Raw genomic sequence first — 26,587 nt, 5'->3', positions numbered from 1 at the left:
TCCTTGGCGCACTGCGTGCTCTCAGGGCTCGGAGCGGAAGCTACCTGGGGGTATCACAGGACGCCAGAGGCGCGACGGAACGCCGACGCCCATCGGGTGCGGGCGTCGGCGTCGACACGGCTCAGGGGAGTCGGGTCACTCCCACTCGATGGTGCCCGGAGGCTTGCTGGTGATGTCCAGGACCACGCGGTTCACCTCGTCGACCTCGTTGGTGATCCGGGTCGAGATCCGCGACAGCACGTCGTACGGCAGCCGCGACCAGTCCGCGGTCATCGCGTCCTCGGAGGAGACGGGGCGCAGCACGATCGGGTGGCCGTAGGTGCGGCCGTCGCCCTGGACGCCCACCGAGCGCACATCCGCGAGCAGCACCACCGGGCACTGCCAGATGTCCCGGTCCAGGCCCGCGGCGGTCAGCTCCTCGCGCGCGATGGCGTCGGCCTCGCGCAGCAGGTCCAGGCGGTCCTTGGTGACCTCGCCGACGATGCGGATGCCCAGGCCCGGGCCAGGGAAGGGCTGGCGCTGGACGATCTCCTCCGGGAGGCCGAGCTCCTGGCCGACCATCCGCACCTCGTCCTTGAACAGCCGGCGCAGCGGCTCGATCAGCTTGAACTCGAGGTCGTCGGGGAGCCCGCCCACGTTGTGGTGGGACTTGATGTTGGCGGTGCCGGTGCCGCCGCCGGACTCCACCACGTCCGGGTAGAGGGTGCCCTGCACCAGGAACTCCACGGCCTCGCCCGCGGCGCCCGCCTCGGCGACCAGCTCGGCCTGGGCCTGCTCGAAGACCCGGATGAACTCCCGGCCGATGATCTTCCGCTTCTCCTCGGGGTCGGAGACCCCGGCGAGCGCGGCCAGGAAGCGCTCCTCGGCGTCGACGACCTTCAGCTGAACGCCGGTGGCCGCCACGAAGTCCTTCTCGACCTGCTCGGACTCGCCCTTGCGCATCAGGCCGTGGTCCACGTACACGCAGGTCAGCTGGTCGCCGATGGCCCGCTGGACGAGGGCGGCGGCGACGGCGGAGTCCACGCCGCCGGACAGCCCGCAGATCGCCCGCTTGGTGCCGACCTGCTCACGGATGGCGGCGACGGCCTCCTCCACCACATTGGTGGTGGTCCAGCTCGGCTCGATCCCGGCGCCCCGGTAGAGGAAGTGCTCCAGCACCTGCTGGCCGTGGGTGGAGTGCATCACCTCGGGGTGGTGCTGCACGCCGTACAGCTTCTTCTCGTCGTTCTCGAAGGCCGCGACCGGCACCACGTCAGTGGAGGCGGTGACGGTGAAGCCCTCGGGGGCGGCCGAGCAGGCGTCGCCGTGCGACATCCACACGGTCTGCTCGGCCGGGGTGCCCTCGAAGAGCGTGGAGCCGGGCTTGGTGACGGTCAGCGGCGTACGGCCGTACTCGCGGGCCCCGGTGTTGTCGACGGTGCCGCCGAGCGCGGTGGCCATCAGCTGGAAGCCGTAGCACATCCCGAAGACCGGCACCCCGGCCTCGAACAGGGCGCGGTCGACGGTGGGCGCGCCCTCGGCGTACACCGACGACGGGCCACCGGAGAGGATGATCGCCCTCGGCTTCTTGGCGAGCATCTCGGCCACCGGCATCGTGGACGGGACGATCTCGCTGTAGACCCGGGCCTCGCGGACGCGACGGGCGATGAGCTGGGCGTACTGCGCGCCGAAGTCGACGACCAGGACGGTGTCGGGGGCGGCAGCAGGGGACGCTGATGGCACTTCGGCGGCCTTCCGGCGGAGGTTGCGGTGTTTCTGGGGGCTGGACCATCGATTCTAACGGGCTCGCCATCAGTGCTTTTCTGGCGCATTCCGCACTGGCTCTCCGGCGCGCTCCGGGCACTTTCCGTGCGCTTTCCATGCGCTTTCCGTGTACTTTCCTGCGCTTTCCGTGCACTTTCCGGGCTCGCACCCTCACGCGCCGTCACCCGTACGCCGCGTGACCAGGCCGTGAGCCGCTTCGTTGAGCCCGGTGTCCGCGCCAGCCAGGAGCGGCCCGGAAGAAATCCACGCGTGGCTCAGATCCGCCGAAGCGATGAGACGTGCCCCCCTGCGGTGATTCAGGCGGCGCGCGTCGTGGGACCTCGCTTCGGCGAGGCGACCGGTCAGCAGGGGACAGCAGCCCGGTCGCCACCCCAAAGAACGGTCGGTCCCGGGGACGCCTGGGACCGACCGTGTCCGGTCGAAACGGTTGCGCCCGAAGCGCCACATCCACCACGATGCACAGAGGGAAGACGCCCCCGGACCTCCCACCGTCATTGGTCCGACCACGCGGGCGCACGCCCCCCTTGCACTCCGCTTCACCACCGCGCTCCACCCGCAAGCGCGCCGTTCGACAGCGCACCACTCGAAACGCACCACCCCGAAAGACCGGCGGCCTCCAAAGCCAGCGGCGCTCCCCCCGGCGCCGCCCTTCAGCACCGGCGCTGCCCTGACGCCGGTGCTGACCGCCCAGGGCCCCGGGGACAACCGCTCGTTCGGGCGTCCCCGGGGCCCCTCAGGTCCGTGACCATGGCCGGGTTTTTCTGTGACCATTCTGTGAGCAAATCCGAGGGCAACCTTTCGGCCACTTGGCCGGTCATGTACGTGCAAACGCACGGCCAGACCGCGCCCCCACCGCGACGGCCTTCCACTGCGTGCCGCGGGCGACCAGCGGCACGAACGGACCCCGAAGAGGTCTTCATGAAGCTTCGCCGCGCCCTGGCGACCGCCGCAGCGACGGCCGCCATAGCCCCCGCCGCGCTGCTGGCGGCGCCCGCTGCCTTCGCCGACGAGCCGACGGACGAGCCGACCGCCACGGTCACCACGACGCCCGACCCCACGGTGACCACCCCGTCCCCGACCGACCCGACGACCAACCCGCCCACCACCGAGCCGACGGACACCAAGCCGCCGACCACCCCGCCCACGACCGACACCCCGACGGACACCAAGCCGCCGACCGCTCCGCCCACCACCGAGACCCCCTCGACCAAGCCGCCGACCGGTGACCCGACGGACGAGCCGACTCCGGGCGACGACTGCAACGACGACGGCTCGTGGAACGAGGACCCCGACCTCACCACCACCATCACCGGCCTGCCGTCGAAGGTCGTGGCGGGCAGCGGCTTCCACAGCTTCAAGTTCCAGGTCGAGAACGACTCGGACAAGTCCCTCAAGCGCGTGGACTTCGGTGTCTTCGCCGGCACCGCGGACTCCAAGCACCCCGATGGCACCGGCAAGTTCCTGACGCTGCAGTACAAGGACCCGGACACCGGTGCCTGGACGTCGATCTCCACCGACGAGAACGACCCGGGCGCGGGCTACATCGGCTACACCGACGTGCGCGCCCACGAGACCGTCACCCTCGACATGCGGCTGAGCGTCTCCGCCAAGGCCCTCGGCGACGGCTTCGGCTACGCGCTCACCTTCGGCGTCTACACCGACGACGAGGGCAACTGCGTCTACTCGACCGGCGACTACTACGAGTTCGACGTGCTCCCGGCCGGCTCGAAGCCGGGCCACGTCCCGCCGGCCGAGCCCAAGCCGGAGCCGCAGGGCGGCAAGAAGCCCCTGCCCAAGCCCGCGGGCGACACGAAGATCAACCCCAAGGGCACCCTCGCCGAGACGGGCTCCTCCTCCGCGCTGCCGACGATCGCCGTGATCGGTGGCGTCGCGATGGCCGCCGGTGCGGGCGCGGTGTTCGTGGTGCGCCGTCGCCGCGCGGGCGGCGCTGCCGCGTAACGCGTTGACGACGGCGGGCTGACCCGCCGGGCGGCACTGAGGCCGCGACGAAGGGGCCGCCCCGCCCGGGGCGGCCCCTTCGTACGTGACGGGCAGGGGGCCGCGCCGGTGGGACAGCGGTCGACGTGCCGCGCCCCGACGGCGGCTGCGCCCGGTGCCCCGCCGAAGCCGCCCGGGGCGGAGCGCGGCGGCGGGCTCAGCCGTTGACGAAGGTGAGGCTGGTCGCGTCGTAGCGGGTGCCCGCGATCTGCTCGGACGGTGCGGCGGCCTCGATCGCGGCGAGGTCCTCGGCGGACAGCTCGACGTCCAGGGCCGCGAGGTTCTCCTCCAGATACCGCTGCCGCCGGGTGCCGGGGATCGGCACCACGTCATCGCCCTGGTGCTGCACCCAGGCCAGGGCGAGCTGACCGGCGGTGACCCCCTTCGCCTCGGCCAGCTCGTTCAGCTTCGCGACGATCGCCAGGTTCCGTTCGAGGTTGCCGTCGGCGAAACGCGGCTGGGTGCGCCGCATATCGGTCTCCTCCAGCCCGTCGACCGAGGTGTACCGGCCGGTCAGGAAGCCGCGTCCGAGCGGGGAGAACGGGACCAGTCCGATGCCGAGCTCACGGCAGACCGGGGCGATCTCCGCCTCCAGGTCGCGGGTCCACAGCGACCACTCGCTCTGGAGCGCGGCGATCGGGTGCACCGCGTGCGCCCGCCGGATGGTCTGCGCGCCGGCCTCGGACAGCCCGAGGTGGCGGACCTTCCCGGCCCGCACCAGCTCGGCCATCGCGCCGACGGTCTCCTCGATCGGCACCTGGGGATCGACCCGGTGCAGGTAGTAGAGGTCGATGTGGTCGACCCCGAGCCGGCGCAGCGACGCCTCGCACGCCTGCCGCACATAAGCGGCGTCGCCGCGGATCCGGGTGGGCTCGCCCAGGCGGTTGGCGAAGCCGAACTTCGTGGCCAGCACCACCTCGTCACGGCGCCCGGCGATGGCCCGGCCGATCAGCTCCTCGTTGTGGCCGACGCCGTAGAAGTCGGAGGTGTCCAGCAAGGTCACCCCGAGGTCGAGGGCGCGGTGCAGCGTCGCGATCGACTGCTCGTCGTCCGAGACGCCGTAGGCGTGGCTCATGCCCATGCAGCCCAGGCCCTGTGCGGAGACCGCCAGCTCGCCGAGGTGTCGGGTGGGAACGTTGGTCATGCTGCTGTGCCTCCTGGACTCGGAACCGTATGCCCAGAACGCTAGGAGTTGGAGTGCACTCCAAGTCAAACGAGTTTGACGCCATCCGCCAGGATCGGCGCCGCCCTGCAGGGGCAGTCTAGGGTCAGCCCCATGGAACATCGTCAACTCGGCCGCAGCGGCCTGATGGTCAGCGAGATCACGTACGGAAACTGGCTGACCCATGGGGAGTCGGTCGGCAGGGACGCGGCCCTGGCGTGTGTGCGGGCGGCGCTCGACTGCGGTGTCACGACCTTCGACACCGCCGACGTCTACGCCCAAGGCGCCGCGGAGGACCTGCTCGGGGAGGCGCTGGGCGGGGTGCGGCGCTCGTCGGTGGAGATCGCCACCAAGGTGTGCCTGCCGACCGGCGACGGCCCCAACGACCGCGGCCTGTCCCGCAAGCACGTCATGGAGTCCTGCCACGCCTCGCTGCGCCGGCTGGGGACGGACTACGTCGACCTCTACCAGGCCCACCGGTTCGACGAGCGGACGCCGCTGGAGGAGACGCTTGTCGCCTTCGACGACCTGGTGCGGCAGGGCAAGGTGCTGTACGTCGGGGTGTCGGAGTGGACGGCGCCGCAGATCGAGAGCGCGCTGCGGATGGCCGGGGAGTTCGGACTGCGCAGCCGGATCGTGTCGAACCAGCCGCAGTACAACATGCTGTGGCGGGTCATCGAGCCCGAAGTCCTTCCGCTGTGCCTGCGGGAAGGCATCGGCCAACTGGCCTTCCAGCCACTGGCGCAGGGCGTGCTCACGGGGAAGTACCGCCCCGGCCAGGCTCCCCCGGAAGGCTCCCGGGCGACCGCGTCGGGCCGGGGCCCGAGGTTCGTCAGCCGGGTGCTCGGCAGCGGCCTGCTGGAGCGGGTGGCGCAGCTGCGTCCGGTCGCCGAGGAGGCCGGGCTGTCCATGGCCCGGCTCGCGATCGCCTGGGTGCTGCGGCAGCCGGGGGTCTCGGCCACCGTCATCGGCGCCTCGCGGCCCGAGCAGGTGACCGAGAACGCCGCGGCGGCCGGTGTGCGCCTGGAGGACGAGGTGCTGGAGCGCGTCGACAAGGTGCTCGGCGAGATGGTCGATCGCGACCCGTCGAAGACCGCGCGCATGCTGGCGGTCGAGCCCGACTGGCGCGCCGAGCCCAAGGAGCCTGTCGCCGGCTGAGACGCGGGGCCCAGGCAGCTCTATGCGGCCTCAGTTGCGGCCTCCACCCGCTAAGACCAGCTGTCCATCCAGACGTGACAGACCGAGCCCTTGGGGGACACGAGGACACCGACCCTCTTTGCTGTCACCACCCCTGGATTTCGGCGGAACCCGTAGTCTCCCGCTCGGTGGGTCCAGCCGCGCCCCTGGGCGGCGGCTGCCACGGTTGTCCCCCACACTTTCTCCATGGGCAAGCGCGTGAGCTTGTTCTGCTTCGAGAAGGACTTCATCACGGAGCAGGAGGCTTCGAATGTCAAGTACAGTGGATAGCCCTCCAAATCACTGTTGGCCGAGTACTGCACGTGCTGCGCATCTTTCGGAATTTTGATCCGATGGTCGCGCAGCGCCTGTTCAAGGGAGACGTTGACGTCAGCGTTCTGATACTGGTGGGCGAATTTATCGTCGGAGCAACCCGCGATAAGCAGTGTCATGCAACTTGTGGCGGCCAGCAGGGCCGCCGCACGGTGGCGCCTCGACATGTGAGTCAGTTCATCCGATCCGATAAGTCTCATGACCGACCACGTCGAAATCGCGCGCCAGGCCAACGGTGTTGAGATGGGCAAGGTCGTTCTGCGAAAGCTTCACCGGCCCTTTCCCCACATCTCCACGATGAACGCCACCCGCGGGATTTCCAAAGTTGTATCGTTTGTAGATGTCGACCGTCACGGTACCCTTCAGAACGCCGTTGTCGTCCACCACATTGCCCCTTACCCGGTACTGGTAGCCATTGAGGGCGTAGTACCAGTCGCGCACCTGCGCACTGTCACCCCCGTCGAGACTCAAGTGCCGGGACACCTTATCGGATTTCCACCCGCTATCAAATCTCCCGGGCTTTACTTCCTGCCCGACCAACCTTTTCAGCTCCGGTAGATCATCCATCATCTTAAGAGGGTTGATGGTGGCGGCTTCGCCGCTGTTCGAGAGCCAGTGCTGGAACAGATCGGACGCCATTTTGTTGTCCTGCAACGCCATGTAAGGCAGGGCGAGAGTCGAAGCCAACCAGAAAGTCCGGCTGTCGCTGTCCCCGGGCTCCGCGCTTCCCCATGCCGGCCGGTTCAAATCCTCGGCCGGCACCGGCGGATACTCGACGAGATCGTACCGCGCCTCATCCAGCGAATCATACGTGGCATGCCCGGGATTATGCTGATCATTTCCGTGGGACCGGGACAGCGCGATGGCCGTCGCCTGGTCGATCACATTGGCTTCCCAGAGACAGGAGCTGATCTGATCGGCGTACTCCTTCTCCGCTTTCCTGGTCTCCGCGTCTTCGTTGACCGGCTGGCCCGGCGCCGTGCGCATGGACACGGTGACGAGACTCTCACCGGAGTCCGCGATGACTAAGCCTTTCTTGCCGGCCGAATCGATCAGGCGCGAGACCTTCTGCTGTAAGCGGAGCAGTTCCCGGTGTGCGTCATCGAGTACTTGATAGATACTGCTGGCCTCTGCATGCAGGTCGTCGAACTCTTTCGCCGTCTTGTGGATGAATCCGCGAGAGACGGTGGCGTTCACGCCCTTCCAGCGCGCTCGATCGGCCTTCGCCTGCAGTCCGTCCCGGGCGTCCGTGGCCAGGGTTTCGAGGTCCTGCACCGCTTTCTTCCAGTGTCCGACCGCTGTGCCGAGGCTTCCGAGGTCCGCTTCCGCGAGGTCCCTGTAGCCGATCATGACGCCCCCGTTTACTTGAAGTACTTGTTCAAACGCGAAGCCGGCATGGACAGCCCGTCCTTGCCCCGCAGATCGGCGGCAATCTTCGCGTCCTCGTGGGCATGGAGCTTCTTGGTGTAATCCAGGTGGTTGGAGATGTTGGCGCACGCCTGCAGAACCGTCTTGACCTGGACCGACCATGTCGTCAGCGTCTTGTCCAGGGCGGCCGCCATGGCGAATCCCTGCTTTTTCAGCGCGGCTGCCGCCTGTGCGGTGGAGCTGTCCCCGTGCTTGTCGGCCCCCATGCCGGCCAGATCGGCCTTGGCCTTTAACTCCGTGTGGAGGCGAAACGCTTCGGACCCCACGGCTCCCAGGTCGTCCTGATACACCATGATTCCGTCTTCGGGTACTCCACCCCCAGAACTGGCAGAGTCGAGCTGGATCCTCTCGGCCGCCGTCTTCTTCAGTTGCTCCCACTCATGCCAGGTCATGACGCCTCCCCCGTTTCTGGAGTCGCTCCCCCGAGCGCAGGCCGAAGCAATGACCGCAGTTGTCCGCACCTGCCCCCTCTTGCTGTCATGTTCACATATAAATCCCTGGACCCAGCCGCGCGCCAACGAAAATTGGCCAGCTCACGGCCGGGGCGACCTCAGTGGTCGGCGGGCGGCACCTTGGGGACCGGCAGCAGGGGCAGCTTCAGGGCGCCGAAGGCGTCCTCGGGGACGGCGGGGGCCATGGGCGCGACCGGGGACAGGCGCCGATACGGCTCGCCCTGGGGCGGGCGGGGGTCGGGGTCGCCGTTGTTGGGCCACAGGGACATGGCGCGCTCCGCCTGGGCCGTGATGGTCAGGGAGGGGTTGACGCCGAGGTTCGCGGAGACCGCCGCGCCGTCCACGACGTGGATGCCCGGGTGCCCGTAGAGCCGGTGGTACGGGTCGATCACGCCGTGTCCGGGGTCCGTGCCGATCGGGCAGCCGCCGAGGAAGTGGGCGGTGAGCGGGGTGCCCATCAGCTCGCCGACGTTGCTGCCCGGGAAGCCGTTGATGGACTCGGCGAGGTGGCGGGCGGCTTCGGCGCCCTCGGGGATGTGGTCCGGGTTGGGTTCGCCGTGGCCCTGGCGGGCGGTCAGCAGGCCCTTCCCGAGGCCCCTCCGCTTGCGGTAGGTGGTGAGCGAGTTGTCGTGGGTCTGCATGACCAGGCCGATGATGGTGCGCTCCGACCAGCGCCGGGTGGACATCGAGCGCACCGCGAGCGCCGGGTGCCGGAGGTTGGCCGCCAGGAACCGCAGCAGGCGCGGCAGCCGGCCGCTCTCCGGGATCTGCAGGACGGACAGCAGCCCCATCGCGTTGGAGCCCTTGCCGTAGCGGACGGGCTCGATGTGGGTGGTGTCGTCGGGGTGGATGGAGGAGGTGATCGCCACGCCGCGGGTGAAGTCGGCCCGCTCCCGCTCCGGATGGACCTTGCGGTAGCGGCGGTCCGTGGTCTGCGCGCCGACCAGGGCCTCGGAGTTGGTGCGGGTGAGCATGCCGAGCCGGTCCGAGATCCGGGGCAGCAGGCCCTTGTCCCGCATGGTGTGCAGCAGCGTCTGGGTGCCGTACGTCCCGGCGGCGAGTACGACCTGGCGGGCGCGCAGCGCGCGCGGCGGGCCCTTGCGGCGGCGGTCGGTGGGGACGGTGGTGACCCGGTAGCCGCCCCGCTGGTCCTCGCTGACGGCGAGGACGGTCGTCATGGGATGGACGACGGCGCCGGCCCGCTCGGCGAGGTGGAGGTAGTTCTCGTTGAGGGTGTTCTTCGCGCCGTGGCGGCAGCCGGTCATGCACTCGCCGCATTCGGTGCAGGCCCGGCGGGCGGGGCCGGCGCCGCCGAAGTACGGGTCGGGGACCCGCTCGCCCGGTGCCGCCGTCGCCGCGCCGTCCGCGTCGTCGCCGTCCCCGAAGAAGACCCCCACCGGCGCCATGTGGAAGCTCTCGCCCACCCCCATCCGCTCGGCGGCGGCCTTGAGGTGTTCGTCGGAGGGGGTCATGGTCTTGTTCAGGCGCGCCCCGAGCATCCGCCGCGCCTGGTCGTAGTACGGGGCGAGCTCCGCCCGCCAGTCGGTGATGGCGCCCCACTGCGGGTCCCGGAAGAAGGGCTCGGGCGGTACGTAGAGGGTGTTGGCGTAGTTGAGCGAGCCGCCCCCGACCCCGGCGCCCGCCAGCACCATCACCTTGCCCAGGACGTGGATGCGCTGGATGCCGTAGCAGCCGAGGGCGGGGGCCCACAGGTAGTCGCGGAGGTGCCAGGAGTTCTTGGGCAGGGTCTCGGGGGTGAAGCGGCGGCCCGCCTCCAGGACCCCGACGCGGTATCCCTTCTCGGTCAGCCGCAGGGCCGTCACCGAGCCGCCGAAGCCCGAGCCGACGACGATGACGTCGTAGTCGTACGGACCGTCGTACGCGTCCTCGTACGGACCGTCGTACGCGTCGTCCACAGCAGCACCTCCCCTCCCTCGCCGCGCGCGCCGGTCAGCGCAGGCGCAGCGCCTTCATCGCACGCAGGCTGCGGGTCATGAACGCCGCGTACTTCTCGTCCGTCATCCCGAAGGCCGGGCCGAGCGGCAGCAGCCGCTGGTGCGCGACCGTCTGCGCCTCGGTGAACTTGAGGATGCCCTCCGAGCCGTGGCGGCGCCCGAGGCCTGAGTCGCCCATCCCGCCCAGCGGCGCCCGGACGCTGCCGTAGGCCGCGCCGTAGCCCTCGTTGACGTTGACCGTCCCGGCCCGCAGCCGGGCGGCGACCGCGCGGCCGCGCCGCCCGTCCTTCGTCCAGACGCTGGCGTTGAGGCCGTACGGGGTGGCGTTGGCGCGTTCGACCGCCTCGTCCTCGTCGGTGAAGCGGTAGATGGAGACGACCGGACCAAACGTTTCCTCGGCGCACACCGCCATCGGCGGCTCGACGCCGTCGAGGATGGTCGGCTCGTAGAAGTACGGGCCTATGTCGGGCCGGGCGCGTCCGCCGGTGAGCACCTTGGCGCCCTTCTCCCGGGCCTCGTCGACATGGCGGATGACCGTCGCCAGCTGGCGCTCGCCCGCGAGGGAGCCCATCTCGGCCCCGTACGCGAGGGCCGTGCCCAGGCGCATCGCCTTCGTCCGGGCGACGAACCGCTCCAGGAAGGCGTCGGCGACCGATGTGTGGACGTAAAGGCGCTCGATGGACTCGCACAGCTGCCCGGCGGAGGAGAAGCAGGCGCGCACCGAGCCCTCGGCGGCCTTGTCGAGGTCGGCGTCCCGCAGCACCAGCATGGCGTTCTTGCCGCCCAACTCCAGGGAGCAGCCGACCAGCCGGGCCGCCGCGCGCTGGGCGACCTCGCGGCCGGTGCGGGTGGAGCCGGTGAAGGAGACGTAGTCGGCGTCCTGGACCACGGCGGGGCCGACGACCGGGCCCTCGCCGAGGACGATCTGCCACACGCCCTCCGGCAGCCCGGCCTCGATCAGCAGCTCACGGGCCCACAGGGCGGTCAGCGCGGTCTCGGTGTCCGGCTTCATCACGAGGGCGTTGCCCGCCGCGAAGGCGGGGAGCGAGTCGCCGACGGAGAGGGAGAGGGGGTAGTTCCAGGGGGAGATCAGGCCGACCACGCCCTTGGGCTGGCGCAGCTCGGTGACCTTGGTGAGGACGGGTACGGCGCCGGTGTGGCGGCGGGCGCCGAGGTAGGCGGGGGCCTTGCGCCCGTAGTGGCGGGCGGTGAGGCAGACCTCCTGCACCTCCTCGTGGGCGTGCAGCCGGGTCTTGCCCGTCTCCACCTGGATCAGGTCGAGCACCTCGGACTGGCGGCGCATGAGCAGGTCGTGGAAGCGCAGCAGCACGGCGGCGCGCCGACGCACGGGCGTACGGGCCCAGGCCCGCTGCGCCTTGCGTGCCCGCTCGTACGCCTTAGCGACGTCCTCGGGGGTGGACTCGGGCAGTTCGGCCAGGACCTCCCCGGTGAAGGGGGTGTGGCTGGTGGTGCTGGAGCTGCCCACCACGCCGCGCGTGAGCCGGGCGACCAGCTCGGGGGTGACGACATGGGCGGCGGTGCGGGCGCCCGCGGGGGCGGCCGGGTTGCCGTCGGCGGGGGCAGGGGTGGCGGCGCGGGCGGCGTCGGGTGCGGCCTCCCGCGGGGCGTCCTGCGTGGGCTGTTCGCTGTCCTGCGAGTCCGTCATGGGGGCGAGGGTAGGCCCGCCCCGCCCGGTTTGACTACCCGAGGGTAACTCTATTTCGCGGCCGTCTTGAGGTCCTGGATCTCCAGGTGCTTCACGACTTCCTCGTAGAGCTCGTCGCCGCTCTTACGGGCCTCCCCCTTGGCGGGCATGGTCACGATCAGCTGCCACTGCGTCTTGTCGGTGTTGACGTAGATGTGGGTGCGGTCGAGATAGGGGGTGTAGTCGTCGCGGTTGCTGGAGAAGGGGCGGTAGGTGGTGTCCACGTCCGCCGCCGGCTGGCCCTGCTGGGTGGATTCCTTCTGCTTGCTGTGGGCGTCCGCCCACTTGTACTGGGAAGTGCTCTTGCGGTAGGCGATCGTCTTCTTGACCGCGTCCGCGAGCCCGGTGACGTCGTCCTCGCCGTCCTTGACGGCCCGGAGGAGATAGATGGTGAAGACGCCGCTGGGATCCTTGAAGGTGACGGCCTGGTTGTTCTCGTCGCTGTCGTTCAGAACCCGCTTGTAGTCCTCGGGTACGGCCAGCGACGCGTCGACCACCTCGCGCTCGTCCCGGACCGTCCACCCGTCCGGAATGCCGCTGCCCTCGCTCGCGAACGGCTTCATCAGCGTCAGCACCAGCGCGGCGACCACCACGAGCACCACACCGGCCAGGCCCAGCTGCGCCTTGCGGTTCTTGTGCAGGATGGGCGGTACGAAGCGGCTGCCCCCGCGCCGCGCCTCCCCGGCTTCTCCCGCGCCCCCGGCCCCGGCCCCGGTCCCGGCCCCGGTCTGGCCGTAGAGGCTGGTCGCCAGCACCGTCGGCACCGGCTGCGGGGGCCGCGCCACCTCCTCCAGCGCCTGCCGCGCCTCGGCCGCCGACGGCCGCGCCGCCGGGTCCTTGCGCAGCAGCTGCATGGTGAGCGTGCCGAGCGCGCCCGAGCCGCGCGCGGGCGTCTGGGGCTCGGCGGAGAGGATGGCCTGCAGGGTCGCGGGGGCATGCGAGCGGCGGAACGGGGACACGCCCTCGACCGCCGCGTACAGCACGACGCCCAGCGACCACAGGTCCGACTCGGGCCCGGGCCGCTGGCCCAGCACCCGCTCGGGCGCGATGAATTCGGGAGAGCCGACGAACGCGCCGGTCTCCGTCAGCCCCTGCTCCCCCTCGACCTGCGCGATGCCGAAGTCGGTCAGCACCACGCGGTCGTTCCGGCCGAGCAGGACGTTGTCCGGCTTGACGTCGCGGTGCAGCACCCCGGCCTCGTGCGCGGCCGTCAGCGCGCCCAGCACGGCGACGCCGATCCGGGCCGCCTCGCGCGGGGCCAGCGTGCCCTCGGCCAGCCGGTCGGCGAGCGAGTCGCCGCGCACCAGCTCCATCACCAGCCAGGGCCGGCCGTCCTCGACGGCCACGTCGTACACGGAGACCACCGAGGGGTGGTCGATCCGGGCCGCGGCGCGCGCCTCGCGCTGCATCCGCTGGTAGACCTTCTGCCGCTCACTCTCCGGCAGGGTCTCGGGCACCCGCGGCTCCTTGACCGCGACATCGCGGTCGACGACCTGGTCGTGTGCCCTCCAGACCGTGCCCATGCCGCCGTTTCCCAGACGGGAGACGAGGCGGTAGCGGCCGCCGATGACGCGGCCGACGCCGGGGTCCTGGGCGGCGGGCGCGGGCGGCGACGTACGGGGGTCGGGCTGTCCGGGGGCGGGCTGCCGGGGAGCGGACTGCCCGGCGGTGGACGGCTCGGAGGGCCGCTCGGAGGACGACCCGGAGGACGACTCGGAGGACGGCTGCCCGGGAGTGGCCCGGCCGTCGAGCTGCGTCGGCTCGTACACGCCGTGCGGCCGGTCCTGAGCCCCCTGCCGATGCGGCTCCTGGGCCGCGTCGCGAGCCGGCTGCCCGGACGGCACCGGCGCGGGTGGAGGCGGCGCCGGCACGGCCGGAGCCTGCGGTGGCCGCAGCTCGTAGCTGGTGGGCTCGTTCGCCCGTCCCCCGTCGTTCGTCATGGCTCCATCATTACCTGCTCCGTCACACGCCCCGCCACCGGCACCGGGGCGGCTGTGACCGCTCGTGACAAAGCCGTTGCGGTGCTGTTCAGTTCCGGCCGGCGGACTGGGAGAAAGTGTTGACAGCCGTGTCGAAGTGCTGCTTTCCCTCGGATTTCTTCGCGACCGGCGCGGACACCCACACGTCGTACATCCTGCCCGCCTCGTCCCAGGTCAGGTCATAGGTCTGGCGCGAGCCGCCGTCGTCGGCCGAGCCGTTCCAGATGAACGCCCACAGGGCGGCGGGCAGTCCCTTGCGGTCCGTCTCGATGACCTGGCCGCCGCGGTAGCCCGGGTAGTCCTGCGGCCCCCTGGCGTCCGCCTCCCGGCTCAGCCTCAGCGGGCCCTTGGGGTCCTGCTCCTGGACGTGGATACCGATCCGGAACTCCATCCCGGGCGAGTTGTAGTAGACGCGCGGGGGCTTGAATTCGCGGGAGTACCCCTTGGGTACGGCGATCGTGAAGCCCTCCGGGTCATCGACCAGCTCATACCCCTTGGGGACGGCGGCTTTGGAGGAGGTGTTCGAGGGCGTGGGCGACCCCTTCGACGGCTTCTTGCCAGGGTCTGTCGTGGCGCTGGCCGTGCCCTTGCCCCCGCCCCGGCCCTCGTCCGCGGTGTCGCCGTCCTCCCGGTCGAGCGCCAGCGCCGCGACCCCGGCGCCGAGGCCGGCCAGCGCGACCACCGCGACGGCCGCCATCAGCGCCGTACGGCGGCGGGGGCCCCGGCCGCGCGGGACGGGGGCGACGGGGGTGGGGGCCTCCGGAGCCGCGGGGGCCGCCACCGGGGTGGCTCCCCCGTACCCGGCGCCCCCGAACCCGGCTGAGCCATACCCGGCTGACCCGAACCCGGACGCCCCGTGCCCTGCTGCCCCGTGCCCGGACGCGTGGCCGTTCGACACCGGCACGGCGGGCTGCGTCGGCGTGTACTCCAGGGGGATCTCGGGGGTGTCGCCCGGCTCCAGGCACATCCGCAGCATCCGGGCCGCCTGGTCCCCGGTGAGCCGCTGGTCGGGGTCGCGCTGCAACAGCCCCTCGATGACGGGGGCCAGGGCTCCGGCCGCCTCGGGCGCCCGTATCTCGTCGAACACCACCGCGTGCAGCACGCCGCCCAACGAGTCACGGCGGAACGGGGACTCGCCGCTGACCAGCGTGCACAGCAGCACCCCCAGCGACCACAGGTCCGACTCCGGGCCCGTGCGGCGCCCCGACATCCGCTCCGGCGCGGTGTATTCGGGCGAGCCCACGAACGTCCCGGTCTCGGTGATCGTGGCGCTCCCCGTCACCTGCGCGATCCCGAAGTCCGTCAGCACCACCCGCCGGGTGCCCGCCTCCACCAGCACATTGGCGGGCTTGATGTCCCGGTGCAGCACCCCGCGCGCATGCGCCACCCGCAACGCGTCCACCAGCGCGACCCCGACCCGCGCCGCCTCACGCGGCCCGGCCGGCCCCTCGGCTGCCAGCTGATCGGCGAGCGAGCCGCCGTCGACCAACTCCATGACGATCCAGGGGCGTCCGTCCTCCTCCACGACATCGTGCAGGACGATCACATTCGGATGCTTGATCTGCGCCACGGTGCGGGCCTCGCGCAGCGTGCGCTCGTGCTGCTGCTGGATGTCCAGGGCCGACATCCCGTCCAGCCCCTCGTCGAGGTGCAGTTCCTTGACCGCCACATGCCGGCCCAGCAAAGTGTCGACGGCCCGCCACACCGTACCCATGCCGCCGCGCCCCAGCCGTGACACCAGCTGATAGCGCCCGGCCAGCAAGCGATCACTTCCCCCGGAGCTACCCATGCCCCTCATCTTGCCTCACTGCAAAGGGGATCAATGGACGGGCCTGGCCCGCGGCCTCTCAACCAGCTGAGAACGACTCAGCTCAGCAGTCCCGCGATCCGGTCATTGAGCTGGATGACCCAGGCGGGATCGCCCAAGCGCCGACCTCGCAACGAATCTGTCACGGCGCGAGCCTGGGCCCAGCGGCGGGCTCGGTCCGGATCAGCACCGGCGGCATCGGCGAAGATGGCGAGACGACGCAGCAGAGCAGACTTCAGGTCAGCCGCAGCGAGCAGTTCTTGGTGGCGATTACGGAGCAGGGTGATGGCGTCGTAGGCCACGTCGCCCACATACCCCTTCGGGTCGACGGCCAGCCAAGGTTCCCGTTCGGCACGCAGCACGTTGCCGTAGTGCAGGTCGCCGTGAACAAGTGTGTCCAGCTGTTCCGAACCCAGCTCCCGGAAGGTCGCGAGAGCGGCTTCGACCTCGCGCTGAAGCGAGGAGTCGGCCAGATGTGCGGCATCTTTTCGGAGTTCTTCCTCCCATTGACCCATCTGGTCCCGCAGCCTGGGCAGGCCGACCGGCGCCGGAACGGCCAGACGATGTGCGAGTCGGCCGGCGATCGCGACAGCCTCGTCAACGTCGGCGACATCGGCCAGGCTGCCACGTTCGGCCCGCTCCAAAAGCATGGCGAAGGATGTGTCATCGCGCTCGTACAGCGCCACTGCACCTCGCCCTCCCCAGGCGGCGAAGGCGTCCGGTTCGTGGACGTTGCCGGGGTGGGGAAACGATATTTTCAGAACAGCGGATGGCACATCGCTGCAGCGCACGGGAACGACGATGCCGACCTGCCCATGCAGTATCGCCCCTGTTGGGGTGCAATCCCAGCGCTGAAGGAATTCATCGACGAGGCCGGGCAAAGCCGCTATCCAGTCGCGGCCGCGTCTACCCTCCCGAGCTGCTGTCCCTCGCGCAAAAGCCTCGGGTATCTGGATCACCCCAACACCCTAGCGACTTAAAGGAACGCGCGTTCGGCCGGTTGGCCGGGAGGGGCCTTATGGAGACGGAGGAGCGTGGCTGAGAGAGCCCCGGATCACACCCCGGTTCCATGCGCCGCTGGAGCGGGAGTTGACGGCATAGATCTGGCGTAGGCGAGGAAGGCGTGCCAGGCGGTGGCGGTGAAGTGGAGGCGGGGGCCGTCGGGGTTCTTGGAGTCGCGGACGGCTATGCCACGGCTGACCTCGGCGCACTCGACGCAATCACCACCCTGGGCACTGCTGTAGCTGGACTTCGTCCAGGTCGCGTCGCCAAGGGGAGTGCACTCGACGCAATCACCGCCTTGGCCGCTGCTGTAACTGGACTTGCGCCACGTGCTGCTCATAGCTCCTCCAAGAGTGAGGCGATCAGCTTCCACGACTCCTCCGCCGAGAGCGCGGCGGTGCGCAGAAGATCGTAACGGAATCCCGCCCGCTCGAACTCCTTTGGATGCGCCAGGACTTGGGCGGTCCCCACACCTTCGCTGTACACCAAGTTCGCACCTTCGTCCATGGTCAGGAGGTTGAACGAGCCGTCCAGCGAGGCCGGAAAGCCCGCACGGAACGGGAGAACCTGGATGACCATCTTCGGGTCGTAGCGGTAGTCCAACAAGCGCTGAAGTTGGACCCGCATGACCTCGTCGTCTTCGGGGCGTCGGCGCAGCACCGCCTCGTCCAACACTGCCCAGATCTTGGGCGCCTCCGGCCGCTGGAGGATGCGCTGTCGCTCCATCCGGGCCGCCACCATGGCATCCAGATCTTCGTGGCGGCTCGTACACATCACCGCGCGGGCGTAGGCCTCAGTCTGCAGAAGGCCGTAAATGGTCTGCGCCTGGTACGTGCGGATCGCCCTCGCCCCCGCCTCGAAGTCCACGTAGTGACGGAACGAATGCGGCAGCACGAACCGGCTCACCAGCGGCCACAGCCGCACGAAGAACCCACCCGTCCCGAACACCTCGTCGCAGCGCTCCGCGAACTCCAGCGTCGGGTACCGCTTCGCCGCCTCGATGTACCCGACGAGCGCCCCGGAGCAGTACAGCGCCTTGCCGAGGTCCTGCTGGGACATGCCCGCCTTCTCGCGCTCCAGGCGCACCTCCGAGCCGAAGAAGGCCAGCGGGGACCGGGACGGGTCGAGGTCGTTGGGATTCGGCACGGCTACCCCCTCACACAACAGTCGCTGCGGTCAGCGACCAACTCATTGCCGAGCGTAATCGACGTCACTGACATTGGACTCGTGAATGACGCAAATGACCCTGGACTTCACATCAGCCGCATGCCTCTCCCCCACGCGCCCAAGGCAGCGGCCACCGCCCGGCGCCATGTCCGCGACGTCCTGGACGCGTGGTGTGTGGACGGCGAGTTGACCGAGTGCATCGAGGTGGTGGCCAGCGAGCTCGTCAGCAACGCGGTGCGGCACGCCGGGCAGACCCATGGCCTGATCGCCCTGACGATGCTGCGCAGCGCGAAGCAACTACGGCTGGAAGTGGACGACCCGGACCGTCGGCCGCCGGTCTGGCCCGTCGGGCCCGTGCCCGACAGCCAGGAGCGGGGGCGGGGACTGATGATCGTGGCGGCGCTCAGCAAGGACTGGGGGCATCACGCCAGGCCGTTGCGGGGGAAGGTGGTATGGGCTGAGTTCGCCGTGCCGTAACGCTCATGGGAGTCCGCAACCAGCCCAGCACGCAACTGCTTCAAGGGGGCATCCGTGGATCTTGATTCGGTGATTATCGCGGTGGCAGGTGTAGCCGGAACCCTAGGAGGGTCGCTTCTCACCCAGCGGGCCTCCGAACGGGCAAAGCGCCGGGAGATAGACCTGATTCGTGACCACGAGGAGCTTCGCGAGAACCTGCTCAGCCGACGCACCTGCTACGTGGAGCTCAATCGGGACGCACGTCAGTTCACCACGGCGCTCAACCGTCATCTGCATGTCATGCGGGAACGCGGTGTCGAGGAAGCGGACAAGGAGGCACTCGAGGAAGCCAAGGGCGCCCACCGCGATCGATACTCCGAAGCGCAGATGATCGCACCCGACGAGGTGCTCGCATGCGCACGTACGGTCAATCAAGCCCTGAACAGGGTCTATGGCCAGGTCAAGCGCCTGGAGCGAGGAGAGCCCCAGGAAGGGGAAACCATGGCCACCGCCATCCGTGGCCAGAGGGAGATCTGGGACCTGATCCGGGCCATGAGGACCGCCATGCGCCGCGATCTCGGGGTGCCACCCACTGAGTGACAAGGCTCGAACAACACCATGAGCACCCGACTGTGCCCGTGCCCCGCGAGGCCATACCTGCCAGGAGATGACAGGTACGGCCCCTACGGTCAGCCCCCATGAGCGACCTTCTCCCCCGTATCAGCCCCGCCCAGCGCCGCGCCCGCCTCGGGCGGCGGCATCTGCTGGCCCCGTCCGCGCGGGCGGCGCGTGTCGAAGCCGTGGCGGACGCGGTCGTCGGGCTGCACGCGACCGATCCGGCCACCGTGTATCTGTCGGCGTGCGCGCGGCTGCGGAAGCCGGGGGCCGGGGAGGTGGACCGGGCACTGTACGAGGACGTGTCGCTGGTCAAGCTGTTGAGCATGCGGCGCACGATCTTCGCCGTGACGACGGAACTCGCGCCGGTCGTCGGCTCGTCGACCGCGCGGGCGATCGCGGTACGGGAGCGGGCCACGCTGCTGAAGCATCTGCGGGAGCGCGCCGAGGAGCACTGGGACGAGGCGCGGCTCGCCGAGGTGGAGCAGGCCGTGCTGGCGTCCGTGGCCGCGCGGGGCGAGGCGACGACCGCCGAGGTGGCCGAGGACGTGCCCGCGCTGCGCGAGCGGATCGTGATGGCGCCCGGCAAGCCGTACGCGGCCCGGCAGACCGTCGGCAGCCGGCTGCTTCGGCTGCTCGCCTCCGACGGACATCTGCGCCGCTGCCGCCCGCGTGGCTCCTGGACCAGCAGCCTCTACCCGTGGGCCCTCGTCCCGCCGCTCCCCGACCTGCCCGTCCGCGAGGCGAAGGCCGAACTGGCCCGCCGCTGGCTGGCCGCGTACGGCCCCGCCACCGAGGCCGACGTGAAGTGGTGGACGGGCTGGACGGTGACCGACACCCGGCGGGCGCTGGCCGACATCGGCGCGCAGGGCGTGGCGCTGGCGGAGGGGCCGGGGTACGTGGTGGCCGGGGACGCCGAGCCGTTGGCGGACGGGTCGCCGGTGGCGGACGACGAGCCCTGGGCCGCGCTGCTGCCCGGCCTCGACCCGACCGCCATGGGCTGGCAGGCCCGCGGCTGGTATCTCGACCCGGACCATGTGAAGCCGCTTTTCGACGGCAGCGGCAACATCGGCCCCACAGTGTGGTGGAACGGCCGCGTCGTCGGCGGCTGGGCCCAGCGCGCGAGCGGCGAGGTGGTCTGGCGCGCGCTGAGCGACGTGGGCCGGGAGGCGGCGGCCGCCGTGGAGGCGGAGGCGGCGCGGCTGAGCGGGTGGCTGGGGGAGGTCCGGGTCACGCCCCGGTTCCGTACGCCGCTGGAGCGGGAGTTGGCCTCGTAACCGCGTGCGCGCTGCCTCAGTCCGTTGTCCCGGCCGCCAGCTCACACGCGCGCGCGTACTCCCGCACCAGCGGGCGGCGGTCGTCGGCGCGCCAGGCCAGGGCGAAGCGGCTGGGCGAGATGCCCCTCACCGCACGGGTGACGACTCCGCCGAGGGTGATCAGCGGGGCGTTCCCGGCCGCCAGCAGGACCACGCCGAGACCCGCGACGAGCGCCTCGTACGTCTCCTCGGTGCTCGCCACCTCCGCGCCGATGCGTGCCGGCTTCCCGCCGCGGGCATCGGTGGCGAGCCAGTAGTCCCGCAGGAGCCCCGCGCTGTCGGGCAGAGCGAGGAACGGCTCGTCCAGCAGGTCGGTGAAGTCGATGATCTCCCTGTCGGCGAGCGGATGCGTGTCGGCCATGGCGACCAGGCGGGGTTCCTCGGCGACCACCACCCACTCGTAGCGGTCCGGATCGGGCAGCGGTAGCCAGACGAACGCCGCGTCACACGTGCCGTCGGCGAGCCCGGCGGTCGAGTCCTGCCAGGGGACCTGGCGGAGTGTGAGGCGGGCGTCGGGGCGCGCGGCGGTGAAGCGGGAGCGGATCGCCGGCAGCACGCCCCCGCGCCCCGGGCTGGTGCTCATCCCCACGACGAGACGGCCCGCCTGGTCGGCCATGACCCGGGCGACCGTCTCCTGGGCCGCCTCCCACTCGGCGAGAACGCGCTGAGCGTGCGGCAGCAGCACCGCACCGACCGCGCTCAGCCGCACGTCGCGCCGGTCGCGCTCGAACAACGCGGCCCCCACCTGTTTCTCCAGCATCCTGATCTGCTTGCTCAGCGCGGGCTGTGAGACGTACAGCCGCTCGGCCGCGCGCGTGAAGTGCAGTTCCTCGGCCACTGCGGCGAAGTACCTCAGATCCCGCCCATGAACGTCCATAACCATCGGCTATCACGGCAGGTCTTGGACGCACAAGCCGTGTGCCTCGCAAGGTGGTGCCCACACGGACCGCCGAGAGCGGCGGATCACCCGGCACAAGGAGAAGAACATGAACAAGGTGTGGCTGGTCACCGGGGCGAGCAGCGGATTCGGCCGGGCGATCACCGAAGCGGCGGTGGCCGCGGGGGACATCGTGGTCGCCGCCGCCCGCCGTACCGCGCTGCTCGACGACCTGGTCGCCGCGCACCCGGACCAGGTCGAGGCGCTACCGCTGGACGTCACCGACATCGCGGGCGTCCAGGCCGCGGTCGACGGCGTGGCAGCCCGGCACGGCCGAATCGACGTCCTGGTCAACAACGCCGGACGGGGCATGGTGGGGGCGGTCGAGGAGACCACCGACGCGGAGCTGCGGGACCTGATGGACCTGCACTTCTTCGGCCCGGCCGCGCTCACCCGGGCCGCGCTGCCGCACATGCGCCGCCGGGGCTCGGGCGCCGTCGTGCAACTGACCAGCATGGGTGGACGGTTCGCCCTCGCCGGGGTCGGCGCCTACTGCGCCACCAAGTTCGCCCTGGAGGGGCTTTCCGAGGCCTTGGCCGCCGAGGTCGCCCCGCACGGCATCCGGGTGCTGATCGTTGAGCCCGGAGCGTTCCGTACCGGCTTCGCCGACGCCGCGGCGCTGCGGCCCACCCCGGCCCTGGACGCCTACCAGGAGACCGTGGGCCCCGTCCTTTCCGGGCTGCCGGGCGGCAGCGGCCGGGAACCCGGGGACCCGGCCAAGGCCGCGGCCGCCATCCTCGCCGCTCTGGACGCCGACGAACCGCCGCTGCGTCTGCCGCTCGGCAACGACGCCGCCGACGCGATCGGCGACCACCTCGACCGTGCCCGCACCGAACTCCGCTCCTGGGAAAAGCTCATCCGCTCCACCGACTTCGCCGACTGACACCTTCTCCGACGGAGCGTCCTGATGACATCCCTGCTCAAGTCCTCTCCTGGCTCCGGGGCCGCGGTCGCGGCACCGGAGGCGGCCCGGGGCGGATCCCGGACGGTGCTCGGTGCCGCCCTGATGCTCTCCGCGGGCGCCCTGTCCGACCGCACCGGGGCCCGGCAGGCGTACGGCGGGCGCGACGCTGATGCTGCCACGGGACAGGCGGTACGGGGGATAACCCCCTCCCCCGGGTCCCCCGATCGGTGGACGGCAGGTTCAACCTGACACCTCTGTCCGCCAACCGCCCTGGTCAACAAGGCTTTCCCGTATGAATTCACTCACTGTGCGCGCGGCCCGCTGGAGCGCGCTCCACCCCTGGCGAGCGGTCGTCGGATGGCTGGTGTTCGTGGCGCTGTGCCTGGTCGTCGGCGGGGCCGTCGGCACCAACAGCGCCAAGACGGCGGACTACCGCGTCGGCGAGGCGGGCCGGGCCGAGGCCATGGCGGCCGAGGGACATCTGGAGCGCCGCTCCACCGAGCAGGTGCTGATCTCCGCCCGTTCCGGCGCCCTCGACAGCCGGACCGACAAGCGGGCCGCCGAAGCGGCCGCGCGGGACCTCACGGCGCGGATGAAGCAACTGCCCGAGGTCGCGGGCGTGGCCGCGCCGCTGTGGTCACGCGACGGCCGGATCCTCATGGTCGAGGTGGCCATCAAGGGCGAGGAACTGGACGCGGACGCCAAGGTCGGCGCGCTGGTCGCGCAGACGGCCGCCGTCCAGAAGTCCCACCCCCGGCTGCTCCTCGAGGAGACCGGATCCCCCTCCACCAGCAAGGGCGTCGATCAGCAGCGGAACGACGACCTGGCGCTGTCCGAGAAGATCACGCTTCCGGTCACGCTGATCACACTGCTGATCGCCTTCGGCTCGGTCGTCATGGCGACGGTGCCGCTGCTGCTCGCCCTGTCATCGATCGCGGCGGCGATCGGCCTGTCGATGGTGGTCTCGCACCTGTCCCCCGACGTCGGGGTCGGCACGAACGTCATCCTGATGATCGGCCTCGCGGTCGGCGTCGACTACACGCTCTTCTACCTCAAGCGGGAGCGCGAGGAGCGGGCACGCTGCGGCGGCCGGCTGAGCACCGAGGCGCTGGTGGAGCTGGCGGCGGCCACCTCGGGCCGTGCGGTGGTGGTGTCGGGGCTCGCGGTCGTCGCCTCCACCGCGACGCTCTACCTGGCCTCCGACGTGATCTTCTCCTCGCTCGCCACCGGCACCATCGTGGTCGTCCTGGTCGCCGTGGCCAGCTCCCTGACGGCGCTGCCCGCGCTGCTGGTCGTGCTGGGGAAGCGGGCGGAACGCAAGGCGCGGCGCCGGGCGGAGCGCGGCAAGCCGGCCCGGCGGACGCGCCGGGAGGGCGGCGGCCGGATCTGGGCGGCGCTGCTGCGGCCCGCCGCCCGGCACCCCCTCGCCACGCTCTGCGTCTCGGTCCTCGCCCTGCTCGCCCTCGCCGTTCCGCTGAGCGAACTGAAGATCACGGAGATGAGCCGGGACACCCACTCCCGCGCCATCCCCGCCATGCGGGTGTACGACCGCCTCAACGAGGCGTTCCCCGACCGGAGGGTCACCCACGACGTCGTCGTACGCGCCGACGCCTCACGCGCCCGCGAGGTCACCGGGGCGCTGCGCGACCTCGCCGAGCTGGCCGACCGCGATCCGCTGTTCGCTGACGGCTCGCTGATCAGGACATCGGCCGACCACCGGGTCAGCGTGCTGCGGCTGAAGGTGCCGTACCTCGGCAACTCCCCTGAGGCCAAGGCCTCCCTGGACCACCTGCGCCAGGACTATCTGCCCGCCACCGTCGGCCGGATCGCGGGCGCGGAGTACGGCGTCAGCGGCGACGTCGCCCGCTACGCCGACTATCCCGCCCACCAGAACGCCAAACTGCCCCTGGTGATCGGCGCGCTGCTGCTGGTGACGTTCGTGATGACGGTGTACGCCTTCCGTTCCGTGGTGCTCGGCCTGATCGGTGTCGTCCTGAACCTGCTGTCGGCCGCGGCGGCGCTCGGGCTGCTCGTCCTCGTCTTCCAGGGCACCTGGGCCGAGGGGCTGCTGGACTTCCACTCCACCGGTTCGATCGGGTCGCGCGTCCCGCTCTTCCTCTTCGTGATCCTCTTCGGGCTCTCCATGGACTACCAGGTCTTCGTGGTCAGCCGGATCAGGGAGGCCGCGCTCGCCGGCGTCCCCACGCGCCAGGCGGTGCTGGACGGGCTCCGCACCTCGGCGGGCGTGGTCACCAGCGCCGCGGTCGTGATGACCACCGTGTTCGTGAGCTTCGTCTTCCTGCACATCATCGAGATGAAGCAGATCGGTTTCGTGCTGGCGGCGGCCGTGCTGCTCGACGCCTTCATCGTGCGGATCATGGTCCTGCCCTCGGCCCTGCTCCTGCTCGGCGAGGCGACCTGGTGGCCGTCGCGGCCAAAGGGGAAGGCCGCGCCCGTACCGGGGCCCGCGGCCCAGGGGCAGCCGGTGGTCGACGTACGTTGATCGGTATGACTGCTCTTGCCGGGCCCTCCGCCGACGCCTTCTGGACCGCGTCGCTGCGCCGCTGGAACGCGGTGTGCTGGGTGCTGTTCGCCGCGATGGCCGTCGGGCTCGCCACGATGGACCGGCCCGGCGGGAGCAGGTACGGGGCGCTCGCGCTGCTGGGCTGCGTGGTGCTGTGCTACGCGCTCCTCGACCGCTTCCCCGGCAATCCCGTCGTACGGCCGCACGTCTATCTGTCCGTGCTGGTGCTCGCCCTCGGCGGGCTGGCGTATCTGCGCAGCAGCTACGCGGCGCTGTTCATGGTGACGCTGCCGCACTACTGGATGTTCGGGCGGACCCCCAGGGCCTCCATGGGGTTCCTGGGCCTTGCGACCGCCGCGACGCTGGCGGGGAGCTGGTCCCGGCAGGGCTGGTCGCTGGAGTTCTTCAGCGAGACGGTGGTGTCCACCCTGATCGTCGTGGCCGTGGGGGTGCTGATCGGGCTGTGGGCCCACTCGGTGGTCGCCCAGAGCACCGAACGGGCCCGGCTGATCGTCGAGTTGGAGCGGACCCAGGCGGAGCTGTCCGAGGCGCACCAGCGTCAGGGCGCGGCCGACGAGAGAGAGCGGATGGCACGGGACATCCACGACACCCTCGCGCAGGGGTTCGCGTCGATCGTCGTGCTCGCGGAGGCGGCCCGGGCCGGTCTCGCCGCCGATCCGGCGCGCAGCGCCCAGCAGCTGCGCTCGATCGAGTCGACGGCGCGCGAGAACCTGGCCGAGGCGCGGGAGCTGGTGGGCTCGGCGCAGCGGCAGGACGGTTCGCAGGCCGGCTCCGTGGCGCAGACGCTGCGCCGCATCCTCGACCGCTTCGCGGAGGACACGGGCCTCACGGTGGCCGCCGACCTGGCGGACGTCGGCTGCGACCAGCAGACCCGGATCGCGCTGCTGCGCTGCACCCAGGAGTCCCTGGCCAACGTCCGCAAACACGCGCGGGCGTCCACGGTCGGGGTGATCCTGGCCCGCCGGCCGTACGGGGTGGAGCTGGAGGTCACCGACGACGGCACCGGTTTCGTCCCGGAGGAGTCGGCGGGCTTCGGGCTCGACGGGATGCGGAAACGCCTGGCGGAACTGGGCGGCCGGCTGACGGTCACCAGCTCGGTCGGCGACGGCACGCGGATCCTGGCGATGATTCCGCTGGAGACGCAGAGTGAAGCGCGCGAGGGGATCGGATGACCTGCGAACAAGTCCGGGTGATCGTGGTGGACGACCACACCGTGATGCGGGCGGGCGTGGTCGCCCTGCTCACCGGTGAGGACGGCATCGAGATCGTCGGGGAGGCGGGGGACGGCAGGGCGGCCCTCGAACTCGTCGAGCGGTACGACCCCGATGTCGCGCTCGTCGACCTGCGGATGCCGGTGCTCGACGGGGTGGGGGCGACCGCCGAGATCGTCGCCCGGCACCCGCGCACCCGGGTCCTGATCCTGACGACGTACGACACCGACCAGGACATCGAGCGCGGCGTGGAGGCCGGCGCCATCGGCTATCTCCTCAAGGACACCACCCGCGAACAGCTCGCCGACGCGATCCGTTCGGCGTCGCGCGGCGAGACCGTCCTCGCGCCCCGGGTGGCCGAGAAGCTGATCGCGCGCATGCGCCGCCCGGTCCAGGACCCGCTGACCGCACGCGAGACCGACGTACTCAACGCGGTGGCCGACGGCCTGACCAACGCCGAGATCGGCAGACGCCTCGTCATCACGGAGGCCACGGTCAAGACCCATCTCCTGCGCCTGTTCGCCAAGCTCGACGTGAACGACCGGACGCGCGCGGTGGTGGTCGCCCTGGAGCGGGGGCTGCTGCGGCGGCCCTAGGCCCTGTCCGCCGGGCGGGCTGTCGGACCCTTCTGTGACCATGGACCGGATTCCCCAAGTCCCCTGCTGTGGAAGGCCA

General features: G+C 70.8%; 23 protein-coding genes. 10 read left to right on the top strand and 13 right to left on the bottom strand.

Annotation, left to right across the window (positions count from 1 at the left end):
* Window positions 1–135 precede the first annotated feature (135 nt).
* A complete protein-coding gene (gene guaA, locus ACFZDL_RS18505) occupies window positions 136–1,722 on the bottom strand; it encodes a glutamine-hydrolyzing GMP synthase (protein WP_353588423.1) in 1,587 nt (528 codons plus the stop codon).
* A gap of 960 nt (window positions 1,723–2,682) precedes the next feature.
* On the opposite strand from guaA, the gene ACFZDL_RS18500 reads away from it, so the two are divergent.
* Window positions 2,683–3,723, top strand: a complete 1,041-nt coding sequence (locus ACFZDL_RS18500) for an LAETG motif-containing sortase-dependent surface protein (protein ID WP_353588425.1) — start codon at window positions 2,683–2,685, stop codon at window positions 3,721–3,723.
* A 196-nt stretch (window positions 3,724–3,919) separates the two neighbouring features.
* Here the strand turns inward: ACFZDL_RS18500 and ACFZDL_RS18495 are convergent, their stop codons facing one another.
* Window positions 3,920–4,906: an aldo/keto reductase gene (locus tag ACFZDL_RS18495; RefSeq protein WP_353588427.1), complete on the bottom strand. Its 987-nt coding sequence runs from the start codon at window positions 4,904–4,906 to the stop codon at window positions 3,920–3,922.
* 132 nt (window positions 4,907–5,038) lie between these two features.
* On the opposite strand from ACFZDL_RS18495, the gene ACFZDL_RS18490 reads away from it, so the two are divergent.
* Complete coding sequence (locus ACFZDL_RS18490) at window positions 5,039–6,082, top strand: aldo/keto reductase family protein (protein ID WP_353588429.1); 1,044 nt, start codon at window positions 5,039–5,041, stop codon at window positions 6,080–6,082.
* A gap of 50 nt (window positions 6,083–6,132) precedes the next feature.
* On the opposite strand, the gene ACFZDL_RS18485 is transcribed toward ACFZDL_RS18490, so the two are convergent.
* The 10 genes from ACFZDL_RS18485 to ACFZDL_RS18440 all read right to left on the bottom strand — a co-directional run bounded on the left by ACFZDL_RS18485 (window position 6,133) and on the right by ACFZDL_RS18440 (window position 17,907).
* Window positions 6,133–6,600 carry a hypothetical protein gene (locus ACFZDL_RS18485; protein WP_353588431.1) on the bottom strand — a complete coding sequence of 156 codons (468 nt, stop codon included), beginning with the start codon at window positions 6,598–6,600 and terminating at the stop codon, window positions 6,133–6,135.
* A gap of 10 nt (window positions 6,601–6,610) precedes the next feature.
* Window positions 6,611–7,783 carry a hypothetical protein gene (locus ACFZDL_RS18480; protein ID WP_353588432.1) on the bottom strand — a complete coding sequence of 391 codons (1,173 nt, stop codon included), beginning with the start codon at window positions 7,781–7,783 and terminating at the stop codon, window positions 6,611–6,613.
* Between the two features lie 11 nt (window positions 7,784–7,794).
* Window positions 7,795–8,253: a hypothetical protein gene (locus ACFZDL_RS18475; RefSeq protein WP_353588433.1), complete on the bottom strand. Its 459-nt coding sequence runs from the start codon at window positions 8,251–8,253 to the stop codon at window positions 7,795–7,797.
* Window positions 8,254–8,411: 158 nt separating this feature from the next.
* Window positions 8,412–10,229, bottom strand: coding sequence for a GMC family oxidoreductase (locus ACFZDL_RS18470; protein WP_353588435.1), 1,818 nt, complete (start codon window positions 10,227–10,229; stop codon window positions 8,412–8,414).
* Window positions 10,230–10,263: 34 nt separating this feature from the next.
* Complete coding sequence (locus ACFZDL_RS18465; RefSeq protein WP_353588437.1) at window positions 10,264–11,934, bottom strand: succinic semialdehyde dehydrogenase; 1,671 nt, start codon at window positions 11,932–11,934, stop codon at window positions 10,264–10,266.
* Between the two features lie 50 nt (window positions 11,935–11,984).
* Window positions 11,985–13,913 (bottom strand): protein kinase, encoded by a 1,929-nt coding sequence (locus ACFZDL_RS18460; protein ID WP_353588439.1) that lies wholly within the window; start codon window positions 13,911–13,913, stop codon window positions 11,985–11,987.
* 88 nt (window positions 13,914–14,001) lie between these two features.
* A complete protein-coding gene (locus ACFZDL_RS18455) occupies window positions 14,002–15,741 on the bottom strand; it encodes a serine/threonine-protein kinase (RefSeq protein ID WP_353588441.1) in 1,740 nt (579 codons plus the stop codon).
* A 77-nt stretch (window positions 15,742–15,818) separates the two neighbouring features.
* Window positions 15,819–16,718, bottom strand: a complete 900-nt coding sequence (locus tag ACFZDL_RS18450) for an aminoglycoside phosphotransferase family protein (protein ID WP_353588443.1) — start codon at window positions 16,716–16,718, stop codon at window positions 15,819–15,821.
* Window positions 16,719–16,813: 95 nt separating this feature from the next.
* Window positions 16,814–17,101, bottom strand: coding sequence for a DUF397 domain-containing protein (locus tag ACFZDL_RS18445; protein ID WP_353588444.1), 288 nt, complete (start codon window positions 17,099–17,101; stop codon window positions 16,814–16,816).
* Window positions 17,098–17,907: a helix-turn-helix transcriptional regulator gene (locus tag ACFZDL_RS18440; protein ID WP_353588446.1), complete on the bottom strand. Its 810-nt coding sequence runs from the start codon at window positions 17,905–17,907 to the stop codon at window positions 17,098–17,100. The genes ACFZDL_RS18445 and ACFZDL_RS18440 overlap by 4 nt, the downstream gene beginning before the upstream one ends.
* Before the next feature lie 120 nt (window positions 17,908–18,027).
* On the opposite strand from ACFZDL_RS18440, the gene ACFZDL_RS18435 reads away from it, so the two are divergent.
* The 3 genes from ACFZDL_RS18435 to ACFZDL_RS18425 all read left to right on the top strand — a co-directional run bounded on the left by ACFZDL_RS18435 (window position 18,028) and on the right by ACFZDL_RS18425 (window position 20,276).
* A complete protein-coding gene (locus tag ACFZDL_RS18435) occupies window positions 18,028–18,405 on the top strand; it encodes an ATP-binding protein (protein WP_353588448.1) in 378 nt (125 codons plus the stop codon).
* A gap of 54 nt (window positions 18,406–18,459) precedes the next feature.
* The gene (locus tag ACFZDL_RS18430) at window positions 18,460–18,984 is read left to right on the top strand and encodes a hypothetical protein (RefSeq protein ID WP_353588449.1); all 525 of its coding nucleotides are present in this window, start codon (window positions 18,460–18,462) and stop codon (window positions 18,982–18,984) included.
* 98 nt (window positions 18,985–19,082) lie between these two features.
* Window positions 19,083–20,276, top strand: a complete 1,194-nt coding sequence (locus ACFZDL_RS18425; RefSeq protein ID WP_353588451.1) for a winged helix DNA-binding domain-containing protein — start codon at window positions 19,083–19,085, stop codon at window positions 20,274–20,276.
* Window positions 20,277–20,292: 16 nt separating this feature from the next.
* Here the strand turns inward: ACFZDL_RS18425 and ACFZDL_RS18420 are convergent, their stop codons facing one another.
* The gene (locus tag ACFZDL_RS18420; RefSeq protein WP_353588453.1) at window positions 20,293–21,198 is read right to left on the bottom strand and encodes a LysR substrate-binding domain-containing protein; all 906 of its coding nucleotides are present in this window, start codon (window positions 21,196–21,198) and stop codon (window positions 20,293–20,295) included.
* Between the two features lie 103 nt (window positions 21,199–21,301).
* On the opposite strand from ACFZDL_RS18420, the gene ACFZDL_RS18415 reads away from it, so the two are divergent.
* Genes ACFZDL_RS18415 through ACFZDL_RS18395 form a run of 5 tightly spaced genes read left to right on the top strand, consistent with a single transcriptional unit; the run spans window position 21,302 to window position 26,508 of the window.
* A complete protein-coding gene (locus ACFZDL_RS18415; protein WP_353588455.1) occupies window positions 21,302–22,135 on the top strand; it encodes an oxidoreductase in 834 nt (277 codons plus the stop codon).
* Between the two features lie 24 nt (window positions 22,136–22,159).
* Window positions 22,160–22,405, top strand: coding sequence for a hypothetical protein (locus tag ACFZDL_RS18410; RefSeq protein ID WP_353588457.1), 246 nt, complete (start codon window positions 22,160–22,162; stop codon window positions 22,403–22,405).
* Window positions 22,406–22,448: 43 nt separating this feature from the next.
* The gene (locus tag ACFZDL_RS18405) at window positions 22,449–24,659 is read left to right on the top strand and encodes an MMPL family transporter (protein ID WP_353588459.1); all 2,211 of its coding nucleotides are present in this window, start codon (window positions 22,449–22,451) and stop codon (window positions 24,657–24,659) included.
* Window positions 24,660–24,664: 5 nt separating this feature from the next.
* Window positions 24,665–25,873 carry a sensor histidine kinase gene (locus ACFZDL_RS18400; protein ID WP_353588461.1) on the top strand — a complete coding sequence of 403 codons (1,209 nt, stop codon included), beginning with the start codon at window positions 24,665–24,667 and terminating at the stop codon, window positions 25,871–25,873.
* A complete protein-coding gene (locus ACFZDL_RS18395; protein ID WP_353588462.1) occupies window positions 25,870–26,508 on the top strand; it encodes a response regulator transcription factor in 639 nt (212 codons plus the stop codon). The genes ACFZDL_RS18400 and ACFZDL_RS18395 overlap by 4 nt, the downstream gene beginning before the upstream one ends.
* Window positions 26,509–26,587 lie beyond the last annotated feature (79 nt).

This window comes from Streptomyces sp. NPDC007917 (assembly GCF_042959105.1).
Classification (GTDB): domain Bacteria; phylum Actinomycetota; class Actinomycetes; order Streptomycetales; family Streptomycetaceae; genus Streptomyces.
This window is presented reverse-complemented; position numbering and strand designations above follow the sequence as displayed.